Raw genomic sequence first — 24,574 nt, 5'->3', positions numbered from 1 at the left:
CCGCCTGTCACATGTCGAAGACGACCGTCACCGGAGCATGGTCCGACCACCGCTCCTCATGGCTGGCCGCCCGCTCCACGAACCCCTTGACCGCCTTGGCCGCGAGGCCCGGCGTCGCGACGGCGAGGTCGATCCTCCAGCCGGAATCGTTGTCGAACGCCCGCCCCCGGTAGGACCACCACGAGTACGGCCCCGTGGCGTCCGGATGCAGGGAACGTACGACGTCGACGTACCCGCCGTCGGTCTCGTCGAGGACTCGGCTCAGCCAGGCCCGTTCCTCGGGCAGGAAGCCGGAGCTCTTCTGGTTGGCGCGCCAGTTCTTGAGGTCGGCCGGCTGGTGGGCGATGTTCCAGTCGCCGCAGACGACGACTTCGCGGCCGTCGGCGGCGGCGCGCTCGCGCAGCCCCTTCAGGTGGACCAGGAACTCGTCCATGAAGCGGACCTTCTCGTCCTGCCGCTCCGTGCCGACCTCGCCGGAGGGCAGGTAGAGGGAGGCGACGGTGACGCCGGGCAGGTCGGCCTCGACATAGCGCCCGCTGCCGTCGAACTCGGCCGAGCCGAAGCCGATGCGGACCCGGTCGGGCTCACGGCGGGTGTAGAGGGAGACGCCGGCGCGGCCCTTCGCGGCGGCCGGCGCGTGCACCACGTGCCAGCCCTCGGGGGCACGGACCGTCTCGGGCAACTGCTCCGGCTCGGCGCGCACCTCCTGCAGGCAGAGCACGTCGGCGGAGGTCTCCGCGAGCCATTCCACGAAGCCCTTCTTCGCGGCGGCGCGCAGTCCGTTCACATTGGCGGAGGTCACAGTGAGCACCCGGGAACGATACCGGCACACTGGACCAGACCCTTTTGCGGACTTGATCATTTTGTGGGGAAGCACATGCGCATACGCCAGGTCTCCTTCGACCACCCGGACGCCGTGAAGCTGAACGACGAGGTACAGGCCGAGTACCACGTCCGCTACGGCGACGGCGGCGACGCCACGACCCTGGCCCCGGAGGACTTCGAGCCGCCGAACGGCGTCTACCTGATCGCGTACGACGAGACGGACGCCCCCGTCGCCACGGGCGGCTGGCGCGCCCAGGACGCGAACGGCGAGGGCAACCTGGACGGCGACGCCGAGCTGAAGCGCATGTACGTCGTCGAGCCGGCGCGCGGCCGGGGTCTGGCCCGCCGCATCCTCACGGCCCTGGAGGACCACGCGCGCACGGCCGGCCGCACCCGCATGGTCCTGGAGACCGGCACCAAGCAGCCGGAGGCCATCGCCCTGTACACGTCCAGCGGCTACGAACCCTGCGTGAAGTTCGGCTACTACCGCTTCCACGAGGAGAGCCGCTGCTACGCGAAGGCGCTGTGAGAACGCCGTACGCATGACAGAAGACCCGCTCCTGAATCAGGAGCGGGTCTTCATGATGCGTGGACCTGAGGGGATTTGAACCCCTGGCCCCCTCGATGCGAACGAGGTGCGCTACCGGACTGCGCCACAGGCCCTTGCAACGAGTGAAACTCTAGCATCCTCATCCGGGTGCTTGGAAATCCGTTCCGGGGCTGGTCAGGGCGCGGCGATTCGGGGGTCGCGACTCACTCGTTGGCCGCGCGCGGCCGGTCGCCTTCCTCGTACTGGTCGAAGAGCGGCGTACGGCCACGCTCGCGTGCCCGGCGGGCGGAGGCGGCGCGACGGGCGTCGGTGCGACCGTCCGCCGCGGGCCTGTCCTCCTCGTCGGCGGACCGGTCCTCCGATCCCCCGTCCTCCGCGACGGGCGCCGCGTCCTGGCCGGACTGCTCGGGGGTCACGGCACTGGACCGGGCCGAGCTCCACGCGTCCGGCGCGCCGAGGTCGACGTCCGAGGTGGCGCGCGGGGCGACCGGCGCGGTCACGTACGTGGGCAGCGGCACCGGCACCGGGTCCCAGCTCTCCCCGTGTCCCGGCCTGCGCTGCCGCTCGCGCTGCTGGTCGACCCACTCGGCGTGGTCGGTCTGCTCGACGAGGGCGCGCCGGTCGGCGGCGAGGGCGGAGAGCCCGGGGTCGGTCTCGGTGCCTGGTCCCTCGTCCGGTTCGTCGGCGTCCGCGCCGGCACTCACGGCCGTGCGCCGACGTGGCTGGCGGGCCCGCTCCCGCAGACGCTGGGCGGCGATCTCGGCCCGGCGCCGGTCCATCTGGTAGGCGAAGCGGCGGCGTTCCTGGGAGCGCAGGTAGGCGATGTACGCGCTGAGCATCACCGCGGGGACGCCGGGTGCCCACAGGAAGGCGAGTCCTCCGACGGCGGCGACGATCGCGCCGAGGGTGAAGGCGAGGAAGAGCAGCACGGTCGTACGCCGTCGGCGCGCGAGCACCTTCATGCGCCGGGCGCGTGCCGCGGCCGCTTCCGCGGCGGCCGTGCGCCGGGCCGCGGAGGCGGGTGTCTGCTTGCGCGTCGGGGCGCCGCCGGGTTCGGGCGCGGGGGCGTTCTTCGCGCGTGCCGGTTCGCCGTGCCCGGTGTCCCGCTCGGCTTCCCGCGCGGGCTCGCGCGGCGCCTCGCGGCGCTCCGGTGCCGGCGGCTGGACCGGCGCCTGGGTCTGCGGACGGGTCGGAGGCATGGCGAAGGCCCGGACGTCCACCGACTCGGTGACGACATCCGGTTCGTCGGCGTCGTGCTCCCCCTCGTCGGCGGAGCGCGCGCGCAGGTCCTTGGCGTATCGACGCTCCATGCCCGCCCGTCCGGACAGCAGCCGGATGGCGGTGCTGAAGCGTTCCGTCGGACGGGCCTCGTTCAGCTCGTCCTGCCTACGGAGCCACATCGGCACCAAGTAGGCGGCCCAGGCCCCGACAATGACTGCGTAGATGAGGCCGCTGCTGCTCACGCCTCACACGGTAGAGGGGTTTGCGTGAGGCCATCTGCCAATTGCGCCGGTGTGTCGCACGATCTGGCTGATATTTCGAGCTTTTTTTGTGACCGATCCGATCAGCAGGCCGCCTCAGACGCGAATTCAATGCCGTGAGACGGTCATGCACCGATCATTTTCGAACACTTATTCAATTTACGGTCCCGCCGGACGCCTATGCGGGATTGTCGTGCGGCGTACTGCTGGAGCGTGCCCGCTGCCAGCGCCTGAGCAACCCGTCGGGCACCTCTTCCGCGGTGAGCGCGAACACGAGATGGTCCCGCCAGGCGCCGTCGATGTGGAGATAGCGCGGCCGCAGTCCCTCCTCGCGGAATCCGAGTTTCTCCACGACCCGTCGGCTCGGCACGTTCTCGGGGCGAATGCAGACCTCGATGCGGTGCAGACCGACCGTGCGGAAACAGTGGTCCACGACAAGTGCCACAGCGGTCGGCATCACCCCGCGTCCGGCCACCGACTGGTCCACCCAGTAACCGACGTGCCCCGAGCACATCGAGCCCCAGGTGATCCCGGCGACCGTCAACTGCCCGACCAACTGGCCCCGGTACTCGATGACGAACGGCAGCATCCGGCCGGCGTTCGCCTCGGACCTCAGGTGCCGGACCATCTGACGGTAGGTCGGCCGGTGCGCGATCGGGCCGCTCGGGGTGGGCGGCGGAATGGTCGCCTCCCAAGGCCGCAGCCAGTCCCGGTTGCGCCGGTTCACCTCGCGCCAGACCCGCTGGTCGCGCATCCTTATCGGCCTCAGGACGACATCGCCGTCCGCCAGTACGACGGGCCATGACGGGCTGTTCAGCTCGCACCCCCAGTGCCGGCGCCGGGTCTGGGGTGGTCGCCGCCGCGGATCTGGTCGACGGCGTGGACCAACAGGGGCTCCAGGACGGCCAGTCCGTCCTTGACCCCGCCGCTGGAACCCGGCAGGTTGACGATCAGTGTGCGTCCCGCCACCCCGGCCAGGCCGCGGGAGAGCGCGGCGGTCGGCACCTTGTCCCGTCCGAACGCCCGGATGGCCTCCGCGATGCCCGGGACCTCGTGGTCGATCACCGCGCGGGTCGCCTCGGGGGTGCGGTCGGTGGGCGAGATGCCGGTGCCGCCGGTGGTGACGACGACGTCGTAGGCCGCCTCCACGGCGGCGCGCAGGGCGGCTTCCACGGGGTCCCCGTCGGGGACGACCTGCGGGCCGTCGACCGCGAGGCCGAAGCGTCGCAGGCCGTCGGCGACCAGCGGGCCGCCCTTGTCCTCGTAGACACCGGCGGCGGCCCGGTTCGAGGCGGTGACGACCAGAGCCCGATAGGTCATGCCCGGCTCCAGTCGCCCGACTTGCCGCCCGTCTTCTCCTCGACCCGTACGTCCGTGATGACCGCTCCCTTGTCGACCGCCTTGACCATGTCGATCACGGTGAGCGCGGCGACGGAGACCGCGGTGAGGGCTTCCATCTCGACACCCGTGCGGTCCGTGGTCTTCACGGTGGCCAGGATCTCCACGGCGTCGTCCGCGACCGACAGATCCAGTTTCACACCCGACACCGACAACGGGTGGCACAGCGGGATGAGGTCCGGGGTGCGTTTGGCGCCCATGATGCCCGCGATGCGCGCGGTGGCCAGGGCGTCGCCCTTGGGGACGCCCTCGCCGCGCAGCAGCTCGATCACTCGGGGCGAGACGAGGACGCGCCCGCTCGCGCGCGCGGTGCGTGCGGTGACGTCCTTGCCGGAGACATCGACCATGCGGGCGGCTCCCGCCTCGTCGATGTGCGTCAGTCGGTCCTGCGTACTCATGGTTGTGCTGCGCTCCCGGTCCGGCCTGTTGTGCGCGACACGGTACCGCCAACCACGGGTGGTCAGCCGAGCAGGACCACTTCGACCTCGGTGCCGGGCTCGACGCTCTCCACGTCCTCCGGTACGACGATCAGCGCGTCCGCCTGCGCGAGGGCGGCCACCAGATGGGAGCCGGCGCCGCCGACCGGGCTGACGCGCCCGTCGGCACAGGTGCCGCGCAGGAACTGACGGCGGCCCTTGGGCGAGGTCAGTGCCCTGTCCGCGGCCAGGGTGGCCCGGGTGCGCGGCCGGTGGACGTCGTCGAGCCCCATGAGGGTGCGGATCGCGGGGCGGACGAACAGCTCGAAGGAGACGTACGACGACACCGGGTTGCCGGGCAGGGCCAGCAGCGGGGTGTGGTCGGGGCCGACGGTGCCGAAGCCCTGGGGCTTGCCGGGCTGCATGGCGAGCTTGCGGAAGTCGATGCCGCTGCCCGGTTCGTCCTCGTCGCCCACGGAGGTCAGCGCCTCCTTGACGACGTCGTACGCCCCGACGCTCACGCCGCCCGTGGTGACCATGAGGTCGGCGCGGACGAGCTGGTCCTCGATGGTGGAGCGCAGGGTCTCGGCGTCGTCGGCGACGGCGCCCACCCGGTAGGCGATGGCTCCGGCGTCCCGGGCGGCCGCGGTGAGGGCGAAGCTGTTGGAGTCGTAGATCTGGCCGGTGCCGAGCCCCTCGTCGGGCTGGACGAGTTCGCTGCCGGTGGACATGACGACCACGCGCGGGCGCGGGCGCACACGGACGGTGCCGCGGCCGATGGCGGCGAGGAGGCCGATCTGGGGCGGGCCGAGGACGGTCCCGGCCTCAAGGGCGCGGTCGCCGGCCCGGACGTCGCTGCCCTGGGCGCGCACATGGGCGCGCGCCTCGGCGGGCCGGTACACGTGCACGTGCCCCTCGGCGCCCTCGGGGGCGAGGCTGCGGGCGCGCATCCCGCTGACCGGGCCCTCGCCGAGCCCGCCGTCGGTCCACTCGACGGGGACGACGGTCTCGGCGCCGGGCGGCAGCGGGGCGCCGGTCATGATGCGGGCGGCCTGCCCGGGGCCGACGTGCAGCAGCTCGGCCTGTCCCGCGGCCACGTCCCCGACCACGTCGAGGACGGCCGGGAACTCCTCGCTCGCGCCCGCCACGTCCGCGACCCGTACCGCGTACCCGTCCATGGAGCTGTTGTCGAACGGGGGCAGGGACACCGGGACGGTGACGTCCTCGACCAGGACGCAGCCCTGGGCGTCGAGCAGTTGCAGCTCGATGGGCTCCAGGGGGCGGACGGTCGCGAGGATGTCCTCCAGGTGCTCGTCCACCGACCAGAGGTGGTCCTGGTCGGCGGGGCGGGGCGCGGCGCTGCTCAAAATGCCTACATCTCCTCGGCTACGTAACTGCGAAGCCAGGTCCGGAAGTCCGGGCCCAGGTCTTCACGTTCGCACGCGAGTCTGACAATGGCACGCAGATAGTCGCCGCGGTCCCCGGTGTCATAGCGGCGGCCCTTGAAGACGACGCCGTGCACCGGGCCGCCGACCTTCTCGTCCTGGGCGAGCTGCTGGAGGGCGTCGGTGAGCTGGATCTCGTTGCCCCGGCCCGGCTCGGTCTTGCGGAGTATGTCGAAGATGTGCGGGTCGAGGACGTAGCGGCCGATGACCGCGTAGTTCGACGGGGCGTCGGCCGCGTCGGGCTTCTCGACCAGGCCGCTCACCCTGACGACGTCGCTGTCCTCGGTCTCCTCGACGACGGCACAGCCGTAGAGGTGGATCTGCTCGGGTGCGACCTCCATGAGCGCGATGACGCTGCCGCCGTGCTGCTCCTGCACCTCGATCATGCGCTGGAGCAGGGGGTCGCGGGCGTCGATCAGGTCGTCGCCGAGGAGGACGGCGAAGGGTTCGTGGCCCACGTGGGGGGCCGCGCACAGGACCGCGTGGCCGAGGCCGCGCGGGTCGCCCTGGCGGACGTAGTGCATGGTGGCGAGGTCGCTGGACTCCTGCACCTTGGCGAGCCGGCCGGCGTCGCCCTTCTTCTGGAGGGCGGACTCGAGCTCGTAGTTGCGGTCGAAGTGGTCCTCGAGGGGGCGCTTGTTGCGTCCCGTGATCATGAGGACGTCGTCGAGGCCGGCGGAGACGGCCTCCTCGACCACGTACTGGATCGCCGGCTTGTCGACCACCGGCAGCATCTCCTTGGGAGTGGCCTTGGTGGCCGGCAGGAAGCGGGTGCCGAGCCCTGCTGCCGGAATGACAGCCTTGCTGATCCGAGGGTGCGACTGAGTCATGTCCGCAACCCTATCCGGTGCCTTTGCCTGGAATCTGGGGCTCCGGTTAATAAGCTCTTATATGAGCGTATTGGAAGGGTACGGGTGCATAGTTTGAGTCACGTCGGACGTCCCACCGAGCCTGACAAGCGAATGTTGCGACGAGAGTACCTGGCGGTGAGGAACAGATTGACGGCCGATGACGTGCGGGAAGCCGCTTCCGCGCTGGCCGGCCGGGCCCTGGAGCTGCCCGAGCTGGCGCGTGCGCGCACGGTGGCGGCGTACGTCTCCGTGGGGAGCGAACCGGGCACGCTCACGCTCCTGGACGCGCTGCGCGAGCGGGGCGTGCGGGTCCTGCTCCCGGCGCTCCTGCCGGACAACGACCTGGACTGGGGCGCCTACAGCGGCGAGGGCTCTCTCGCGCGCGTCCAACACGGCGGAAAAATGGCCCTCTTCGAGCCCGCCGGGGAACGTCTGGGACCGGAGGCCGTGACCGGCGCCGACGTGGTGCTGCTGCCCGGCCTCGCGGTGGACGGGCGCGGGATGCGCCTGGGGCGCGGTGGGGGGTCGTACGACCGGGTGCTCGCGCGCCTGGAGCGCGCGGGCGCACGACCGGCGCTGGTGGTCCTCCTGTACGACTCCGAGGTCGTCGCGCAGGTCCCGGAGGAGGCGCACGACCGCCCGGTGCACGCGGTGGTCACGCCGTCCGCCGTGCGCCGCTTCCAGGACCCGGAATGACGAAGGGCCCCTCCACGCGCGCGTGGAGGGGCCCTTCGTCGGGTGCTACGGCTTCAGGACCAGGGTGTCGGACGTGCTCTCGTCGACGGCCTTGTCCGAGAAGGACCAGTCCAGCAGCTCGCCCTTGACCCACTTGCCGGTCTGGTCGGTGTAGTGCGCGCTGTAGGCATGCCCGGAGGCGCCGGTGAGGTTGATCCACTTCGACTTGTCGAGGTCGCCGAGGTTGACCACCATGCGCATCGACGGCACCCAGACGACGCCGTAGCCGCCCGCGGCGTTCCAGCCGGTCGCGTTGACCGTCGCCTCGCCGCCGCTGAGCTTCCACGGGCCGCGGTTGAGCATGTACTGGACGAAGCCGGGGCCCTCCAGGCCGAGGGTCTGGTTCTTCAGGAACAGGCGGTGCAGCCGGCCCCAGCTCCAGGTGTCGATGTCCTTGCCGAGCTTGGCGGTCAGCTCCCAGCGGGCGTCGATCATGGCGCGCTTGAACAGCTCGTCGCGGTTGGCGGCCGGGGGGCGGTCACCGACACCCTTGGGGGTCTTCCACCAGTCGCTGTTCTCGTCGTCCATGAGGTTGCGCACGACCTCGAACCAGCGGTCGCCGCCGTCGGGCTGCGCCTGGTCGGCGTCGCGCTGGCCGCACTCGCGGACCTTCTCCGTCTCGTCCGCGGGCCCGGTGGTGCTGACCGGGTCGACCCACAGGCACTGGCCCTTGACCCGCAGCTCCTTGGGCAGCTTGTTGCCGAAGGCGAGCTTGAGGATGTTGCGCCAGACGGAGTTGAAGTAGGCGGCCGCGGCCGAGTCGGCGTCCTGGGTGTAGTCCCAGCCCTCCAGGAGCTCCTGCGCCTGCCGGACGTCCTTGTCCTCGACGTCGATCTTCAGCAGCTTCGGCACGAGCAGCTTGGCGATCTCGCTGCTGTTGTCGAGCTGCATCTGGCGCATGTCGTCGGTGGAGATCTTGCCGCCGCCCTTGATCTTCTGCTCGATCAGGTCGGTGATGCGCTGGCTGCGGGTGCCGTAGCCCCAGTCCGTGGTGAGCGTGTAGGGGTACTTGTCCTTGTCGATCACGGCCTGGTTGGCGGTGACGATGAAGCCGCGCTCCGGGTTGTACTCATAGGGCAGTTCGTCCTGCTCGATGTACTTGCCGGTCCAGGCGTACTTGGGGTCCCAGCCCGGGGCCGGGATGGCGCCGGTGTCGCCCTTGGCGCGGATCGGGATGCGGCCGGGCAGCGTGTAGCCGATGTTCTCGGCGTCGGCGTAGACGAGGTTCTGCGAGGGCACGTCGAACAGGGCCGCCGCCGAGCGGAACTCGCTCCAGTTCGACGCCTTGTCGATCGCGAACACGGCGTCCATGGTGGTGCCGGGGTCGAGCGCGGTCCAGCGCAGGGCGACGCCGTAGCCGTCGCCGCGGTCGGGGGCCGCGTTGTCGACGGTGGCCTTCTTGCCGACCTTCACGAGCTCGTCGTAGCGATCGGACAGCAGCGGGCCGTTGTTCGTCTCGCGGACGACGATCTTCTTGGACGCGCCGCCGGCGACCTTGATGGTCTCCTCGCGCGTGGTGAAGGGCTTGGTCCTGCCGTCGTAGAGGTAGCCGTCGCCGGAGAGCTTCTCCAGGTAGAGGTCGGTGACGTCGACGCCGGAGTTCGTCATGCCCCAGGCGATCTCCGCGTTGTGGCCGATGACCACGCCGGGCATGCCCGCGAAGGTGTAGCCGGAGACGTCGTACTGGCACTTGGCGGAGACGGTCCGGCAGTGCAGGCCCATCTGGTACCAGACGGACGGCAGCGAGGCCGACAGGTGCGGGTCGTTGGCGAGCAGGGGCTTGCCGGTGATGGTGTGCGAACCCGCGACGACCCAGGAGTTCGAGCCGATGCCCTGGCCGTTGACGCCGACGGCCGTGGGGACGTCGTCCAGGACCTCGTAGAGGCCCGAGAGCTGGCTCTGGAGGGCCGAGGCGGTCGAGGAGGAGGTCGAGGCCGACGTGCCCACCGCGGTGCCGCCCACGGCCGTTCCGGAGCCGCTCGTGGAGGTGCCGGTGCCGTCGGTGGAGGTGCCGTCGGTGGAGGTGCCCGAGCCGGAGAGGCCGTTCCCCTGCGAGCTGCCGTTCTGCTGGAAGGTCTGGGTCAGCTCGTCGAACTGGCCCTCCTGGACGATCGCCTGATTCCGGCTGTACGGGTAGTCGGGGTACAGGTCGGCGACCTGCTTGGGGCCGAGGCGGCTGGTCATCAGGGCGCGGTCGATCTCGTCCTGCATGTTGCCGCGCAGGTCCCAGGCCATCGCCTTGAGCCACGCCACCGAGTCGACCGGGGTCCATTTCTCGGGCTTGTAGTCGTTCTCGAAGCCGAGCGCCGCGTACTCCAGGGAGATCTCCTTGCCGTCCTTGCCCTGGAGGTAGGCGTTGACTCCCTTGGCGTAAGCCTGGAGGTACTTCTTGGTGGAGGCCGACAGCTTGGTGTCGTACTCCTTCTTCGCGACCCGGTCCCAGCCCAGCGTGCGCAGGAACTCGTCGTCCTTGACCTGGCCCTTGCCGAACATCTCCGACAGACGCCCGGAGGTCATGTGCCGGCGCACGTCCATCTCGTAGAACCGGTCCTGCGCCTGGACGTAGCCCTGCGCCATGAACAGGTCCTCGTCGGAGGAGGCGTAGATCTGCGGGATGCCGTAACCGTCCCGCTTGACGTCCACGGGGCCCGACAAACCCTCGAGCTCGATCGAGCCCTTGGTCTGCGGGAAGGAGGCGCGGACGGTGCTCACCGTCCAGTACCCGCCGTACGCGACACCGCCGATGACGGCCAGTACGAGCACGAGAACGATCAGGCGGGCTCGGCGCCCCTTCTTCCTGCCGGACTTGCCGGGCTGCTGACCCGATGAGGCGGTGGTGGTGGGGGGCATCGCTGTCCTTGCTGTCCTAACGCGAGCGGCAGGGCGGGCTGTGCTTCTGACGGGAAGCGGCTGGAGCAACCATAGGCGCAGGGCTCGGGCCGACTTGACGCGGAGTCGGGAACGAACGCGGACGACCGTTCGATCTCGCCACGCGAAGCGTCAAGAAATCGTCAAGAGTTAGGTAAGGTAACGAAGTACTTGGATGCGGAGCCCTCTCGGCTCGTGTCCTCTGTACGTGAGCTCACACGCGCGTGATGCCGGTGAGCCAGGGAAGGGAACGGCCGCTGACTGTCCACCACCTCAACCAGCTCCTGCTCGTCTGCTCGCTCGTCCTGCTCGTCGCCGTGGCAGCGGTCCGGATCTCCTCGCGCAGCGGGCTCCCCAGCCTGCTCGTGTACCTGGGGATCGGCATCGCCATGGGTCAGGACGGCATCGGCGACATCCACTTCAACAACGCCGAACTGACCCAGGTCATCGGATACGCGGCCCTGGTCGTGATCCTGGCCGAGGGCGGACTCGGCACGAAGTGGAAGGAGATCAAGCCGGCCCTGCCGGCCGCCACGGCGCTGGCGCTGGGCGGGGTCGCGGTGAGCGTCGGGGTGACGGCGACGGCCGCGCACTACCTGATCGGCCTCGAGTGGCGCCAGGCGCTCATCATCGGCGCGGTCGTCTCCTCGACGGACGCCGCGGCGGTCTTCTCGGTGCTGCGCAAGATCCCCCTGCCCGCGCGCGTGACGGGCACGCTGGAGGCCGAGTCGGGCTTCAACGACGCCCCGGTGGTCATCCTGGTGGTCGCCTTCTCCCAGACCGGCCCGATCGAGCACTGGTACACGCTCGTCGCCGAGATAACGCTGGAACTGGCCATCGGCGCCGCCCTGGGCATCGCGGTGGGCTGGCTGGGCTCCTGGGGCCTCAGGCACGTCGCCCTGCCCGCCTCCGGCCTCTACCCGATCGCCGTCATGGCGATCGCCCTCACGGCCTACGCGGCGGGCGCGCTGGCGCACGGCAGCGGGTTCCTCGCCGTCTATCTGGCCTCCATGGTGATGGGCAACGCCAAACTGCCGCACTGGCCGGCCACCCGCGGATTCGCCGACGGGCTCGGCTGGATCGCCCAGATCGGCATGTTCGTCCTGCTCGGCCTGCTGGTCACCCCGCACGAGCTGGGCGACGACGTACTGCCCGGACTCGTCATCGGGCTGGTGCTCACCATGGTGGCGCGCCCGCTGAGCGTCGTGCTGTGCCTGACGCCGTTCCGGGTGCCGTGGCAGGAGCAGACCCTCATGTCCTGGGCCGGACTGCGCGGCGCCGTGCCCATCATCCTGGCGACGATCCCCATGGTGAGCGGCATCGAGGGCAGCCGCCGGGTCTTCAACATCGTCTTCGTCCTGGTCGTCGTCTACACCCTCGTGCAGGGCCCGACGCTGCCCTGGCTCGCGCGCAAGCTGCATCTGGGCGGCGACTCCGAGGCCGCCGACCTCGGCATCGAGTCGGCGCCCCTGGAGCGGCTGCGCGGGCACCTGCTGTCCGTCGCGATCCCCGAGGGGTCCCGGATGCACGGCGTCGAGGTCAACGAACTGCGGCTGCCGGCCGGCGCGGCGGTCACCCTGGTCGTCCGCGACGAAAAATCGTTCGTGCCGCTGCCCACGACCGTGCTGCGGCGCGGGGACGAACTGCTCGTCGTCGCCACCGACCCGGTCCGCGACGCCGCCGAGCGACGGCTGCGCGCGGTGGGCCACGGTGGCAAGCTGGCCGACTGGCTGGGCACCGGCGGGGACGAAGGCGCACGTTGAGGGCGGGGCAGGCGCCCCCTGTACGATGGGGGCCGACCCCTGATCGAACCAACTCTGCCTGACGCAGAGCTGGCGCGACCGTATGGCGGCCGGGACGTCCCCGAGAGCGGACCTCGGCATCTACCGCAGTCCGCGCAAGAGGACAGCTCTCGGCGCCCCCGCACAGGCGCGCTACCAGGCGGCAGAAAGGCACGGGCCGTGGCATCCACGGTCACCTCCTCCCGCCCGGGATACGGACGGCTGCTGCGCACCCGCGGCGCCTGGACGTTCCTGCTCCCCGGCTTCGCGGCACGCCAGCCGTTCGCGATGCTCACCCTCTCCCTCGTGCTGCTCGTGCAGCACACCACCGGCTCCTACGGCGCGGCGGGCGCCGTCGCGGCCGTCACCGGCGTCTCCATGGCGCTCTTCGCGCCCTACAGCGGCCGTCTCGCGGACCGCTACGGGCAGCGCGCCGTACTGGTCCCCGGCGTCCTGGTGCACACCCTGGCGGGCCTGTCCCTGACGGCCCTCGCCCTCGCGCACGCGCCCCTGTGGGCCCTGTTCGCCGCGGCCGTGCCCACCGGCGCCTCGGTGCCGCAGATCGGGCCCATGGTGCGCGCCCGCTGGGGCGTCAAGCTCCAGGACTCGCCCCTGATGACCACGGCGGCCGCCTTCGAGTCCGTCACGGACGAGCTGACCTTCGTCTTCGGCCCGCTGTTGGCCACCGCCCTGTGCACCGCCGTCCACCCCGCGGCCGGCCTGCTGACGGAGGCGTCGCTGACGCTGCTGGGCGGCCTGCTGTTCGCCGCGCAGAAGAGCACCCAGCCGACGGTCGCCGCGGTCGACGCACACGCGCGCGTGGAGCGCACCTCGGCGCTGCGCATCCCCGGGGTGCGGGTGCTGATCGTGACCTTCCTGGGCATCGGTTCCGTCTTCGGCGGCATGCAGGTGTCGCTGGCCGCGTTCAGCGAGTCGATCGGCGAGCCCGGCCTGAACGGCGTCCTGTACGGCGTCTTCGCCGCGGGCAACATGCTCTCCGGCCTGGTCTGCGGAGCCATCGCCTGGAAGGTGGCCCCCCAGCGGCGCCTGCTCGTCGGCTACGGGGCCCTCGCGCTGACGGCCTCCGGCCTGTGGGCCGCGCACTCGGTGCTCGTCCTGGCCGGGCTCGGCCTCCTGGTCGGCATGTGCATCGCGCCCGCCCTGATCACCGGCTACACCCTGGTCGAGAACCTGGTCCCGGCCGGCGCCCGCACCGAGGCCTTCACCTGGCTCACCGGAGCGGTGGCCCTCGGCCAGGCGGCCGCGGTCACGATCGCCGGACAACTGGAGGACCGCTTCTGGGGCGGTGCCGGGTTCCTGGTGCCGATGGGCGGCACCCTGCTCGCCCTGGCGACCCTGGTGGCGCTGCGTTCACGCCTCGCGGCACGGCCCGGCGGCCGGACCGTCGCACGTGGCATGGGTCACCGAGTACCGGTGGCAGTGGACTGATCCCCGGGAATACGTCACTATGGACCCTCGTTAGCACTCATTGAGTGAGAGTGCCAGGAGGAAGACAAGTGCCGACCTACCAGTACCAGTGCACCGAGTGCGGCGAGGGCCTCGAGGCGGTGCAGAAGTTCACCGACGACGCTCTGACCGAATGCCCCAACTGCCAGGGTCGCCTCAAGAAGGTGTTCTCCGCGGTCGGCATCGTCTTCAAGGGCTCCGGTTTCTACCGCAACGACAGCCGCGGCTCCTCGTCGAGCAGCTCGCCGGCGTCCTCGTCCTCGAAGCCGTCGACGTCCACCTCGTCGTCCTCTTCCTCGTCGACCTCCTCATCCTCCTCGGACTCGAAGTCGTCGAGCTCGGGCAGCTCGTCCAGCAGCAGCTCCGCCGCATAGGTCTCACTTCCGGGACCCTGCCGTCGTAGGACGGCGGGGTCTTCGGTGTTTCCCGGGCCCGGCGACCGCGGTTCTCCGGCGCCGGATACTGTGCGGACATGGCGAACGCAGAGATCGGCGTGATCGGTGGCTCGGGCTTCTACTCGTTCCTCGACGACGTGACCGAGGTCCAGGTGGACACCCCCTACGGTCCGCCCAGCGACTCCCTCTTCCTCGGCGAGGTCGCCGGCCGGCGGGTCGCCTTCCTGCCCCGGCACGGCCGCGGCCACCATCTGCCGCCCCACCGGATCAACTACCGGGCCAATCTGTGGGCGCTCAGGTCGGTGGGGGCACGGCAGGTCCTGGGGCCGTGCGCGGTCGGCGGGCTGCGGCCCGAGTACGGCCCGGGCACGCTGCTCGTGCCGGACCAGTTGGTCGACCGCACGAAGTCCCGGGCGGGGACGTACTTCGACGGGCTGCCGCTGCCGGACGGCGCCGTGCCGAACGTGGTGCACGTGTCCCTGGCCGACCCCTACTGCCCCGTCGGGCGGGCGGCCGCGCTGAAGGCGGCCCGCGGGCAGGACTGGGAGGCCGTGGACGGCGGCACGCTGGTCGTGGTCGAGGGGCCCCGCTTCTCGACCCGCGCCGAGTCGCTGTGGCACCAGGCGCAGGGCTGGTCGGTGGTGGGCATGACCGGCCACCCCGAGGCGTCCCTCGCCCGTGAACTGGAGCTCTGCTACACGTCGTTGACCCTGGTCACCGATCTCGACGCGGGCGCGGAGACCGGTGAGGGCGTCTCGCACGACGAGGTGCTGCGGGTGTTCGCGGCCAACGTGGACCGGCTGCGGGGCGTGCTGTTCGACGCGGTGGCGGCGCTGCCCGCGAACGGGGAGCGGGACTGCCTGTGCGCGAACGCGCTGGGCGGGATGAACCCGGGGTTCGAACTGCCCTAGCAGGGGCGGAAGTTCTCGTTCGGGTGAGGGAGTTCTCCACAACCGGGCGGTGGTCCACCGGTCCCGGCGGGATCCGGCGCGAAGCCTCATCGTGGCAACGCAAGCCGATCTCCCGTCGCTGGTGGTGGTTCCCATGTCCTTCGCTCCCTCCCCCTCTCCCCTGGTCCCGTGCCCGCCCGGCACCGACGCTCCCCCGACCTGCGAGGTCCCGCACTTCGCACCGGTGCGGGTGCGCGGCGGCCGGCAGCGGCTACGGCGGCTCGTACGGCACCGGAGGCGGGCCGTGGCCCTCGGCCTGGCCGTCACCGCGGCCGCGCTGGTGGCCGCGGGCCCGCGGGGCGACCACGCGACGCGGGACGACAAGGGGGCGCGGGGACATCCGACCGGGCCCGTGCGCGGGCACCGGGCCGCGGAGTCGGTGTCGGCGCCGGTGCGGATCGCCGACGGGGCCACGGTCCGGCTGCTGCGGCCCGGGGACCGGGTGGACGTCATCGCCGCCGAGGAGTCGGCGCTCGGCGGGGACGCCCGGGTGGTGGCCCGCGGGGCACGCGTGACGCAGGTACCGGAGCCGGCGGACGGGGTGACCGGGAACGGCGCGCTGGTCGTGCTCGCGGTGCCGCGGGCGACGGCGGCACGACTCGCGGGCGCGAGCACCACGGCACGGCTGGCGGTGACGCTGTGGTGAGCCGTGTGATCCGCCTGTTGCGGGGGTTTGCGTCAAGTCCCCCTTTCGAGCTACCCAATTGGACAGGGTCACCTCGCGTTGACGTAGGTTGCGGAGCTGTTTGTTCCACAACCTGTGCGTGCGAGAAGAGGCCTCTAGGTGAGCGAGAAGAAGCCGAGCGTCTGGGAGGGCTTCAAGGCCTTCCTGATGCGCGGGAACGTCGTCGATCTGGCAGTCGCGGTGGTCATCGGCGCCGCCTTCACCAACATCGTCAACTCCGTGGTGAAGGGGATCATCAACCCGCTGGTCGGAGCGATCGGCACCAAGAACCTCGACAGTTACAGCTCGTGTCTGCGGGACCCCTGCAAGGTCACGGCCGACGGCACCGTGGTGAGCGGCATTCCGATCCGGTGGGGATCGGTGCTCGGCGCGACGCTCACCTTCGTGATCACCGCGGCCGTCGTCTACTTCCTGATGGTCCTGCCGATGTCGAAGTACCTCGCCCGGGTGGAGGCCCGCCGGAAGGCGAAGGAGGGCACGCACGAGGTCATCGAGGTGACCGAGCTGGAGGTGCTCAAGGAGATCCGCGACGCGCTGGTCGCGCAGCGGGGCTCGGGACACGACGGGCGCTAGCGCGCCGGGTCCCGCCGCACCCTCAGATGTGGTGGGGCGGCTTCTCGTCGAGGAAGCGCTTCAGGTCGGCCGCACTGTCGCCGTCGGAGCGCGGCCGGTCGCCCCAGCCCCGGTCGGTGTCGTCCGCGGACTGCTGGTCCAGCGGATCGTCGAAGACCAGCGTGGGCTTCGGCTCGCGGGGTTCGGGGCGGGGGGCGCTGCTCATGTCTCCAGGGTACGGCCCTGCCGGTCACACAGGTCGGGGACGGCCGCCCGCTCCGGGTCCCGCCCTGGTGCCGGCCTGGGCTCCCGGTCCGTCGGCGCCGGTGGGGGGTGCACAAGCGTTTCCCGACGACATCTGCTGTGCTTGGCTCCATGACGTCCAGTCCCCCGCGCAGCCCACTGCGCAGACTCACCGCCCGCGGCCGGGACGAGGCCCATCGGGTCGCCTCGCCGCTGGAGCTCCTCTTCGACCTGTGCTTCGTGGTGGCCATCGCCCAGGCGGGCGTGGCCCTGGTGCACTCCGTCGCCGAGGCGCACGCCGGCGAGGGCATCCTCAACTACGCGATGGTGTTCTTCGCCATCTGGTGGGCGTGGATGAACTTCACGTGGTTCGCCTCGGCGTACGACAACGACGACGCGCTGTACCGGATCGTCACCCTGATCCAGATCGCCGGCGTCCTGGTGCTGGCGGCCGGGGTCTCCCGGGCGTTCGAGGACCACGATTTCCTGGCCGTGCTGGTGGGCTACGTGATCATGCGGCTGGCGTTGATCGCGCAGTGGCTGCGGGTGGCGCGCTCGACCGAGGGCGCGGAGCGGACGATGGCCCTGCGGTACGCGTTCGGCGTGCTGCTGTGCCAGGTCGGCTGGATGGGGCTGCTCGTACTGCCCGAGGGCGGGCGGCCCTGGGTGTTCCTGGTGATGGCGGTGCTGGAGATGTGCGTGCCGCCCTTCGCCGAGCGGGACCATCCGACCTCGTGGCACCCGCACCACATCGCGGAACGCTACGGACTGTTCACGATCATCGTGCTCGGCGAGACGATCGCCGCGGCCACGGTCGCCGTGAAGTCCGGCATCGACGAGAACGACGCGCTGGACGAGCTGCTGCCGATCGCCGCGGGCGGACTCCTGATCATCTTCGCGGCCTGGTGGATCTACTTCGTGGTGCCCATCCACGGCCACCTGCGCTCCAACCGGCAGGCGTTCCTGTGGGGTTACGGCCACTACGTGGTGTTCGCCTCGGCCGCGGCGATCGGGGCGGGCCTGGAGGTGGCCGTGGAGCAGGCCGTCGGCAAGGCGCACATCTCGACCCTTGCCGCGTCCGCCGCGGTCACCCTGCCGACCGCGCTCTACCTGCTTACCGTCTGGCTCCTGCACTCGCGGTACTTCAAGGTGGGCATCGCGCAGCAACTGGTGCTGCCGGTCACGGCGTTGCTGGTGATCTGCTGCACCTTCCTCCGCGACTGGGCGGTGCTCGCGGCGGGCATCGTGTCGGCGCTGGCCGTGGTGACCGGGACGACGCTGACCGCGCGGATGGCGGCACGGGAGCGGGAGGAGCCGGCTCGGGTGGCGTGAGCGGGGCCTTGCGGGGCCTTGCGGGGCCTTGCCGGGCCGGAACCGTGTCCGGGTGGGGCCGTGGGGAGTCCGGACCGCCGGTTCCGGGGAGTGCGGTGGGGCTGGACGAGACTGGGTCCATGACAGTTGACGCTCTGACGGATGTCGCCGGGGTGCGTGTGGGGCACGCGACACGCACCGGCGACGGTTGGCTCACCGGCACCACCGTCGTGCTCGCCCCGGAGGGCGGGGCCGTCGCCGCGGTGGACGTGCGCGGCGGCGGTCCCGGAACCAAGGAGACCGACGCGCTCGACCCGCGCAACCTGGTGCAGAAGGTCGAGGCGATCGTGCTGACCGGGGGCAGCGCGTACGGGCTGGACGCGGCCTCCGGGGTGATGGCCTGGCTGGAGGAGCAGGGGCGGGGCGTACGGGTCGGGCCGGATCCCTCGCACGTGGTGCCGGTCGTGCCCGCCGCCTGTGTCTTCGACCTCGGGCGGGGCGGCGACTTCCGGGCCCGGCCGGACGCGTCGATGGGGCGGGCCGCCGTCGAGGCGGCCGCGGCGAGCGCCTTCGGGGCGGTGGTGCCGGAGGGGTGTGTGGGGGCCGGTACGGGGGCCGCGGTCGGGGCGATGAAGGGCGGAGTGGGCACGGCGAGTGTCGTGCTGCCGTCGGGGATCACCGTGGCGGCGCTGGTGGTGGCCAACGCGGTGGGGGCGGTGGCGGATCCGGAGACGGGGGTGCTCTACGGGGAGATGTTCGACGGGCGGGTGCGGTATCCGGAGGAGCGGGTGCATGACGCCGCGCGGCGGCGGCTCGCCGAGACCGCGGCGGGGAACGGGGCGCCGCCGTTGAACACCACGCTCGCGGTGGTCGCCACGGACGCGGACCTGTCCAAGGCGCAGGCCCAGAAGGTGGCGGGGACCGCGCACGACGGCATCGCGCGTGCCGTGCGGCCGGTGCATCTGCTGCACGACGGCGACACGGTGTTCGCCCTGGCGACGGGTGCGCGGTCGCTCGACGCGGGGGATCCGCTCGCGCTCAACGGGGTGTTGGCGGCGGGGGCGGATGTGGTGACGCGGGCGATTGTGCGGGCTGTGCGGAGGGCGGAGTCGGTGGTGGGGGTGGGGGGTGTGTGGCCGAGTTATGGGGAGTTGTACGGCGGGGGGTGACGTGGGGTGGGTGCGGGTTCGGGTGCGGGTGCGGGTTCGGTGGGGGCGGGCGTTTTGCGCAGTTCCCCGCGCCCCTGAAATGCCTGCGGCGGCCTGCGCGGTCCCGGTGGGGGTTCGTGTAGCGCCTTGGGTCCGGTGGGTGGGTCGGTGCCGGGGTGGGGGGTATCCGTCCTCGGTCCGGCGCCTCGGTCACTTGAGTAGTGCTCTGCAACGGACGCCGGCCGCTGCGGGCGGACACCCCCCACCCCGTCCCCTCACCGCCGTACGCGTCTGCACGAGCGTCCACATGGCCCACCCAGGGGCGCGGGGAACTGCGCGACCGGCCACGGCGGACCCGCACTCGCCAGACGGGCCCCTTGTGACACGGGCGACCCCAACCCCCCAGGGGCGCGGGGAACTGCGCGACCGGCCACGGCGGACCCGCACTCGCCAGACGGGCCCCTTGTGACACGGGCGACTCCAACCCCCTAGGGGCGCGGGGAACTGCGCGACCGGCCACGACGGACCCGCACCCGCCACACAACCGAACCCGGCATCCCCTACGCGCCCGACCCAAGCCCAGCGCAGCGGTCATGGCATTCGTCTAGTTCTGTGGGAACCCGGGTGGGGACCGGGTCCCTCTTTCTTTACGGAGTGGGGCGGACGACGCACATCGCGAGAATCTGGAGCATCACGTGACAACGCCGGACACAACAGCACGGCGCGCACTGGGGGCCTCTGCCGTCCTGATGGTCGGCGCCCTCACCCTCACCGCGTGCGGAGGCGGTTCCGACGCCAAGAGCGAGGGGAAGGGCGGCAAGGACTCCGCGAAGACCTCCGCGGCGCGGATCGTCATCTCCGCCGAGAACGGTTCGACGGGCGCGTCGATCAACAGGACCGGCGTGAAGGTCAGCGACGGCATGCTGACCGGCGTGAGGATGACGGTGGCCGGCACGGGGAAGGAAGTGCCGGGGGCGCTGGCCGCGGGCGGGAAGACCTGGAAGCCCGAGGAACAGCTCGAACGCGGGACGAAGTACGAGATAGCCGCGACGGCGAAGGACTCGGACGGCAAGGCGGTGACCGCCAAGTCCGTGTTCACGACCGTCTCCAAGGCGAACAGCTTCATAGGGACGTACACGCCGGACGACGGGACGACGGTCGGTGTGGGGATGCCGGTGTCGTTCAACTTCGACAAGGCGATCAGCGACAAGAAGGCCGTGCAGTCGCACATCACCGTCAGCTCCAGCAGCGGGCAGCAGGTGGTCGGGCACTGGTTCGGGGCGCAGCGGCTCGACTTCCGGCCCGAGGAGTACTGGAAGGCCGGCTCCAAGGTCACGATGAAGATCGACCTGGACGGGGTCGAGGGCGCCAACGGCGTCACCGGGGTGCAGGAGAGGACCGTCAGCTTCACGATCGGGCGCTCGCAGGTGTCCACCGTGGACGCCGACACCCAGACCATGAAGGTCGTACGGGACGGGAAGACCGTCAGGACCGTGCCGATCTCCACCGGGAGCCCGGAGTTCACCACCTACAACGGGCAGATGGTGATCTCCGAGAAGTACAAGAAGATCCGCATGGACAGCCGGACGGTCGCGCTGGCCAACGCCTATGACATCCCCGACGTCCCGGACGCCATGCGGCTGACGCAGTCGGGGACCTTCATCCACGGCAACTACTGGTACAGCAAGAGCAATCCGCCCTTCGGCCGCACCGGCACCAGCCACGGATGCGTCGGTCTGCGGGACGTCAAGGGCGGCCAGGCGGACACCCCGGCGAAGTGGTTCTACGACAACTCGCTGGTCGGGGACGTGGTGGTGGTGAAGAACTCCCCCGACAAGACGGTGGCGCCCGACAACGGGCTCAACGGCTGGAACATGTCGTGGGACGAGTGGGTCGCAGGGAGTGCCGTCGGCTCGTCCTGAGCCGCGTGGAGAGCAGCGCAAGAAGCCTTTGACCGGGGATCTTTGACGGTTCGTCGGGCCGCGTGGGAATTTCCTGCGCGGCCCGGCCGTTTTCCGGGCATACGTTTTCTCGGTTCCCGGACATGATGTCCGACCGAGGGGCTACGGTATGCACCCACAAGGTGACATGCAGCAACGCCGGGAGAAACCTTGAGCGTTCCGTACGAGACGGCAGCGTACGAACCACCCGAGTCGCCCGAGTCTCCGGAGGAGCACCTCGCGCGGCTCCTCGGTCGTGCCCTGAACTCCTTCGAGCTGCCCGACGAGGTGATCAGGAGACTGGACTGCGCGCTGGCGTACGACAGCTCGCTGCACTCCGCGCACCACAGCGCGGGGCTGCACCGGGAGACGTACCGGCACACCTGGCTGCTCGCCGACGGCTCGGCGCTCACTCTGTGGGAGCTCGTCCACAACACCGCGCGGGACAGCGTCCCGCAGCACGAGGTGTACGTCGACGAGGAGGAGCTGCGGGCGGCGACCGCCCGGCTGCCGTTGCCGCCGGACACCCCGGACTTCGAGCTGCCGGTGACGGTGCAGCTCGCGCCCGCGCAGCCGCCGCGGCACGCCTACGTCCCGGACGACTCGGCGGACCACGCGCGCCGGCTGCTGCGCCGCGCGGAGAACCCGGACCGGCCGGGCCCGGAGACGGCCGCGCTGCTGGCGGAGGCGTTCGCCCACCAGATCACCCAGGCGTTCGGGCGGCCCTGCCGGGCGGGGCGGGCCGGGCTGGGGTTCTCGCTGTACGAGCACGCGTTCCTGCTGCGCGACGGCGCGGAGATCTCCCTGTGGGAGGTCGAGCACACGGCGACACCGGACGGGCGGCACATGTGCGAGGTGTACGTCACCGAGGACGCGGCCCGGGACGCCATGGAGCGCCGGGCGGCGCAACTGTCCTGAACCGGCCGACGGTTCGAGGTCAGCGGCCGTCGCCGAGCTGTCGTACCAGACCCGCGAACGCGTCCTTCTCCGCCGGGGTCAGCTCGACGCACTCGTGGCCGGGGGCGGCCGGGCGCGGGCGCGGGAGGGCCGGCAGGCCGTGGGCGACGCGCCACACGACGGCCTCGTGGCGGCCGTGGCGCAGCATGTAGGCCAACCCCGCCGTCCAGGCGAAGACCACCAGGACCAGCAGGGTCACACCAAGCAACTGGTAGACGGAGACGTGCTCAGGCATGCCGTCCAGTAGACACCACGGTCCGGGACTTTGGCCCCGGACCGTGACGTATCTCGCAGGTGCCGTGAACACCTCACAGCCACCCCAAAGGGGCGGTTCCTATGCGGCGACGGGCTGCTTGGCCTCCGCCGTGGCGGCGGGCGCCGCGGGGGCCGCCGCTTCCGGGGCGGGCCTGCGCATGCTCTTCAGGACGACCACCAGCGCGGTCGTGACGCACACGCCCGCCGCGATGGCGATCAGGTAGAGGAACGGGCTGCCGATCAGCGGGACCACGAAGATGCCGCCGTGCGGGGCGCGCAGGGTGGCGCCGAAGGCCATCGACAGGGCGCCGGTGACCGCGCCGCCCGCCATGGAGGCCGGGATGACCCGCAGCGGGTCGGCCGCGGCGAACGGGATCGCGCCCTCGGAGATGAAGGAGGCGCCCAGGACCCAGGCGGCCTTGCCGTTCTCGCGCTCGGTCTCGGTGAAGAGCTTCTTGCGGACGGTGGTCGCGAGGGCCATGCCCAGCGGCGGGACCATGCCCGCGGCCATCACGGCGGCCATGACCTTCATCGCGGAGTCGCTCGGGTCCTGCACGGCGATGCCCGCGGTGGCGAAGGCGTACGCGACCTTGTTGACCGGGCCGCCGAGGTCGAAGCACATCATCAGGCCGAGGAGGACGCCGAGCAGGATCGCGTTGGTGCCGGAGAGGCCGTTGAGCCAGTCGGTCATGCCCTTCTGGGCCTCGGCGATGGGCTTGCCGATCACCACGAACATCAGGAACCCGACGATCAGCGAGGAGATCAACGGGATCACCACCACCGGCATGATGCCGCGCAGCACCGGTGGGATCCTGATCCGCTGGATCGACAGGACCACGGCACCAGCCAGCAGACCGGCGACCAGACCGCCGAGGAAGCCCGCGGCGATGTTGGAGGCGATCATGCCGCCGACGAAGCCGGGGACGAGTCCGGGACGGTCCGCCATGCCGTAGGCGATGTATCCGGCGAGGACCGGGATGAGGAAGCCGAAGGCGACCTGGCCGATCTGGAAGAGCAGGGCGCCCCAACTGTCGATCTCGGTCCAGGAGAAGTGCTTCATGACCGAGGGCGCGCTCGCGATCTGCCAGCCGCCGATCGCGAAGCCGAGGGCGAGCAGCAGACCGCCCGCGGCGACGAAGGGAACCATGTAACTCACGCCGGTCATCAGCCACTTGCGGAGCCTGGTGCCGTAGCCGTCGCCGGGTTCACCGGCCCGCTCGACCGGCGTCCCGCCCCCGGTCGCCCCCGCCGTCACCTCACCGCGCGCGGCCTTCCCGCGCACCTCGGTGATGAGTTCCGCAGGCCGGTTGATGCCCGCCTTCACCCCGACGTCGACGGTGGGCTTGCCGGCGAAGCGGTCCTTGTCGCGCACCGGGACGTCGTGCGCGAAGATCACGCCGTCCGCCGCCGCGACGACGGCCGGGTCGAGCCGTTCGAAGCCGGCCGAGCCCTGCGTCTCGACGACGAGTTCGACGCCCGCCTCGCGGCCGGCGTTCTCCAGCGACTCGGCCGCCATGTAGGTGTGGGCGATCCCGGTCGGGCAGGAGGTGACGGCGACGATCCGGAAGGGGCGCGCGTCCTCGTCGGCGGGCCGAGGAGTGCTGGCCGTCGCGGCATCGGCGGGCCGGGGGGTGCCGGCCGTCGCGGCATCGGCGGGCCGGGGGGTGCCGGCCGTTGCGGCATCGGCGGAGGCCGCCGCCGATGCCGCAACGGAGCCTTCGGTGGCGCCGTCGGCGGGCGCCTCGTCCCCGCGGATCAGCGCAGCCGCGCTCTCGGCGCTGCCGGCGGACCGCAGCGCGTCGGTGAACTCGGTGTTCATGAGCTGCCGCGCGAGGGAGGACAGGATGGTCAGGTGGGCGTCGTCCGCGCCGGCCGGGGCGGCGATCAGGAAGATCAGGTCGGCGGGTCCGTCCGCGGCGCCGAAGTCGATCCCGGCGGAGCTGCGCCCGAAGGCGAGGGTCGGCTCGGTGACGTGTGCGCTGCGGCAGTGCGGGATGCCGATGCCGCCGTCGAGGCCGGTCGGCATCTGTGCCTCGCGGGCGGCCACGTCGGCGAGGAAGCCCTCCAGGTCGGTCACCCGGCCCTGGGCGACCATGCGCGCGGCGAGGGCACGGGCCGCCGCTTCCTTGGTATCGGCGGACAGGTCGAGATCGACCAGGTCCGCGGTGATCATCTCGCTCATCGCGGGCTCCTTCGCACGCGTATCGCCCGGGGAGTGGGGTGGGCGGGGGTGGGGACGGGGGTGCAGCGGTGTGGGGTCTCGGGGGTGGCGGGGACGGGGCCGGGGAAGCCCCGCCCCCACCGAACGACGGGGCGGCTCA

The 24,574-nt window shown here is 71.3% G+C and carries 23 protein-coding genes and 1 tRNA gene; 12 read left to right on the top strand and 12 right to left on the bottom strand.

Annotation, left to right across the window (positions count from 1 at the left end; translation table 11 throughout):
- Positions 1-7: 7 nt before the first annotated feature.
- On the bottom strand, positions 8-811 hold the full coding sequence (locus ACZ66S_RS31070) for an exodeoxyribonuclease III (protein ID WP_469904873.1): 804 nt from the start codon (positions 809-811) through the stop codon (positions 8-10).
- Positions 812-877: 66 nt separating this feature from the next.
- Here ACZ66S_RS31070 and ACZ66S_RS31065 point away from each other — a divergent pair, with 66 nt between their 5' ends.
- Positions 878-1,354, top strand: coding sequence for a GNAT family N-acetyltransferase (locus ACZ66S_RS31065; protein ID WP_469904872.1), 477 nt, complete (start codon positions 878-880; stop codon positions 1,352-1,354).
- Between the two features lie 60 nt (positions 1,355-1,414).
- On the opposite strand, the gene ACZ66S_RS31060 is transcribed toward ACZ66S_RS31065, so the two are convergent.
- The 7 genes from ACZ66S_RS31060 to galU all read right to left on the bottom strand — a co-directional run bounded on the left by ACZ66S_RS31060 (position 1,415) and on the right by galU (position 6,945).
- Positions 1,415-1,488 (bottom strand) — tRNA-Ala (locus ACZ66S_RS31060).
- A gap of 90 nt (positions 1,489-1,578) precedes the next feature.
- Complete coding sequence (gene sepX, locus ACZ66S_RS31055) at positions 1,579-2,838, bottom strand: divisome protein SepX/GlpR (protein WP_469904871.1); 1,260 nt, start codon at positions 2,836-2,838, stop codon at positions 1,579-1,581.
- 196 nt (positions 2,839-3,034) lie between these two features.
- Positions 3,035-3,673, bottom strand: coding sequence for a GNAT family N-acetyltransferase (locus tag ACZ66S_RS31050; protein ID WP_469905027.1), 639 nt, complete (start codon positions 3,671-3,673; stop codon positions 3,035-3,037).
- Entirely contained in the window at positions 3,670-4,176 is a 507-nt protein-coding gene (locus ACZ66S_RS31045; RefSeq protein ID WP_469904870.1) for a MogA/MoaB family molybdenum cofactor biosynthesis protein, read from the bottom strand. The genes ACZ66S_RS31050 and ACZ66S_RS31045 overlap by 4 nt, the downstream gene beginning before the upstream one ends.
- Positions 4,173-4,652: a cyclic pyranopterin monophosphate synthase MoaC gene (gene moaC, locus ACZ66S_RS31040; protein WP_053852462.1), complete on the bottom strand. Its 480-nt coding sequence runs from the start codon at positions 4,650-4,652 to the stop codon at positions 4,173-4,175. Before moaC ends, ACZ66S_RS31045 begins: the two co-directional genes overlap by 4 nt.
- A 62-nt stretch (positions 4,653-4,714) precedes the next feature.
- Positions 4,715-6,037, bottom strand: a complete 1,323-nt coding sequence (glp, locus tag ACZ66S_RS31035; protein WP_469904869.1) for a molybdotransferase-like divisome protein Glp — start codon at positions 6,035-6,037, stop codon at positions 4,715-4,717.
- A 5-nt stretch (positions 6,038-6,042) separates the two neighbouring features.
- A complete protein-coding gene (gene galU, locus ACZ66S_RS31030; RefSeq protein WP_469904868.1) occupies positions 6,043-6,945 on the bottom strand; it encodes a UTP--glucose-1-phosphate uridylyltransferase GalU in 903 nt (300 codons plus the stop codon).
- Between the two features lie 132 nt (positions 6,946-7,077).
- Between galU and ACZ66S_RS31025 the strand changes: the two genes are divergently transcribed.
- Positions 7,078-7,662, top strand: a complete 585-nt coding sequence (locus tag ACZ66S_RS31025) for a 5-formyltetrahydrofolate cyclo-ligase (protein WP_469904867.1) — start codon at positions 7,078-7,080, stop codon at positions 7,660-7,662.
- Positions 7,663-7,707: 45 nt separating this feature from the next.
- Here the strand turns inward: ACZ66S_RS31025 and ACZ66S_RS31020 are convergent, their stop codons facing one another.
- On the bottom strand, positions 7,708-10,551 hold the full coding sequence (locus tag ACZ66S_RS31020; protein ID WP_469904866.1) for a penicillin acylase family protein: 2,844 nt from the start codon (positions 10,549-10,551) through the stop codon (positions 7,708-7,710).
- Between the two features lie 245 nt (positions 10,552-10,796).
- On the opposite strand from ACZ66S_RS31020, the gene ACZ66S_RS31015 reads away from it, so the two are divergent.
- The 6 genes from ACZ66S_RS31015 (at position 10,797) to mscL (ending at position 16,420) form a co-directional block, all read left to right on the top strand.
- Entirely contained in the window at positions 10,797-12,332 is a 1,536-nt protein-coding gene (locus ACZ66S_RS31015; protein ID WP_469904865.1) for a potassium/proton antiporter, read from the top strand.
- Positions 12,333-12,530: 198 nt separating this feature from the next.
- Positions 12,531-13,799 carry an MFS transporter gene (locus tag ACZ66S_RS31010; RefSeq protein WP_469904864.1) on the top strand — a complete coding sequence of 423 codons (1,269 nt, stop codon included), beginning with the start codon at positions 12,531-12,533 and terminating at the stop codon, positions 13,797-13,799.
- Positions 13,800-13,867: 68 nt separating this feature from the next.
- Positions 13,868-14,191, top strand: coding sequence for an FmdB family zinc ribbon protein (locus tag ACZ66S_RS31005; RefSeq protein WP_469904863.1), 324 nt, complete (start codon positions 13,868-13,870; stop codon positions 14,189-14,191).
- 98 nt (positions 14,192-14,289) lie between these two features.
- Positions 14,290-15,123, top strand: coding sequence for an S-methyl-5'-thioadenosine phosphorylase (locus ACZ66S_RS31000; RefSeq protein WP_469904862.1), 834 nt, complete (start codon positions 14,290-14,292; stop codon positions 15,121-15,123).
- A gap of 133 nt (positions 15,124-15,256) precedes the next feature.
- The gene (locus ACZ66S_RS30995) at positions 15,257-15,808 is read left to right on the top strand and encodes a hypothetical protein (RefSeq protein ID WP_469904861.1); all 552 of its coding nucleotides are present in this window, start codon (positions 15,257-15,259) and stop codon (positions 15,806-15,808) included.
- A gap of 138 nt (positions 15,809-15,946) precedes the next feature.
- A complete protein-coding gene (gene mscL / locus ACZ66S_RS30990; RefSeq protein WP_469904860.1) occupies positions 15,947-16,420 on the top strand; it encodes a large conductance mechanosensitive channel protein MscL in 474 nt (157 codons plus the stop codon).
- Positions 16,421-16,442: 22 nt separating this feature from the next.
- Here mscL and ACZ66S_RS30985 read toward each other — a convergent pair whose 3' ends face one another.
- Positions 16,443-16,625, bottom strand: a complete 183-nt coding sequence (locus ACZ66S_RS30985; RefSeq protein ID WP_469904859.1) for a hypothetical protein — start codon at positions 16,623-16,625, stop codon at positions 16,443-16,445.
- 149 nt (positions 16,626-16,774) lie between these two features.
- Here ACZ66S_RS30985 and ACZ66S_RS30980 point away from each other — a divergent pair, with 149 nt between their 5' ends.
- The 4 genes from ACZ66S_RS30980 to ACZ66S_RS30965 all read left to right on the top strand — a co-directional run bounded on the left by ACZ66S_RS30980 (position 16,775) and on the right by ACZ66S_RS30965 (position 21,959).
- Complete coding sequence (locus ACZ66S_RS30980) at positions 16,775-17,974, top strand: low temperature requirement protein A (protein ID WP_469904858.1); 1,200 nt, start codon at positions 16,775-16,777, stop codon at positions 17,972-17,974.
- 119 nt (positions 17,975-18,093) lie between these two features.
- Positions 18,094-19,122 carry a P1 family peptidase gene (locus tag ACZ66S_RS30975; protein WP_469904857.1) on the top strand — a complete coding sequence of 343 codons (1,029 nt, stop codon included), beginning with the start codon at positions 18,094-18,096 and terminating at the stop codon, positions 19,120-19,122.
- A 674-nt stretch (positions 19,123-19,796) separates the two neighbouring features.
- Positions 19,797-21,023, top strand: coding sequence for a L,D-transpeptidase (locus ACZ66S_RS30970; RefSeq protein ID WP_469904856.1), 1,227 nt, complete (start codon positions 19,797-19,799; stop codon positions 21,021-21,023).
- A gap of 189 nt (positions 21,024-21,212) precedes the next feature.
- Positions 21,213-21,959: a DUF6227 family protein gene (locus ACZ66S_RS30965; RefSeq protein ID WP_469904855.1), complete on the top strand. Its 747-nt coding sequence runs from the start codon at positions 21,213-21,215 to the stop codon at positions 21,957-21,959.
- A 19-nt stretch (positions 21,960-21,978) separates the two neighbouring features.
- On the opposite strand, the gene ACZ66S_RS30960 is transcribed toward ACZ66S_RS30965, so the two are convergent.
- Both ACZ66S_RS30960 and ACZ66S_RS30955 read right to left on the bottom strand, forming a co-directional pair.
- Positions 21,979-22,233, bottom strand: coding sequence for a hypothetical protein (locus tag ACZ66S_RS30960; protein ID WP_469904854.1), 255 nt, complete (start codon positions 22,231-22,233; stop codon positions 21,979-21,981).
- A 99-nt stretch (positions 22,234-22,332) separates the two neighbouring features.
- Positions 22,333-24,435, bottom strand: a complete 2,103-nt coding sequence (locus tag ACZ66S_RS30955; RefSeq protein ID WP_469904853.1) for a PTS fructose transporter subunit IIABC — start codon at positions 24,433-24,435, stop codon at positions 22,333-22,335.
- Between the last annotated feature and the right edge of the window lie 139 nt (positions 24,436-24,574).

The sequence above is a fragment of the Streptomyces sp. NPDC107471 genome (genome assembly GCF_055582845.1).
This window is presented reverse-complemented; position numbering and strand designations above follow the sequence as displayed.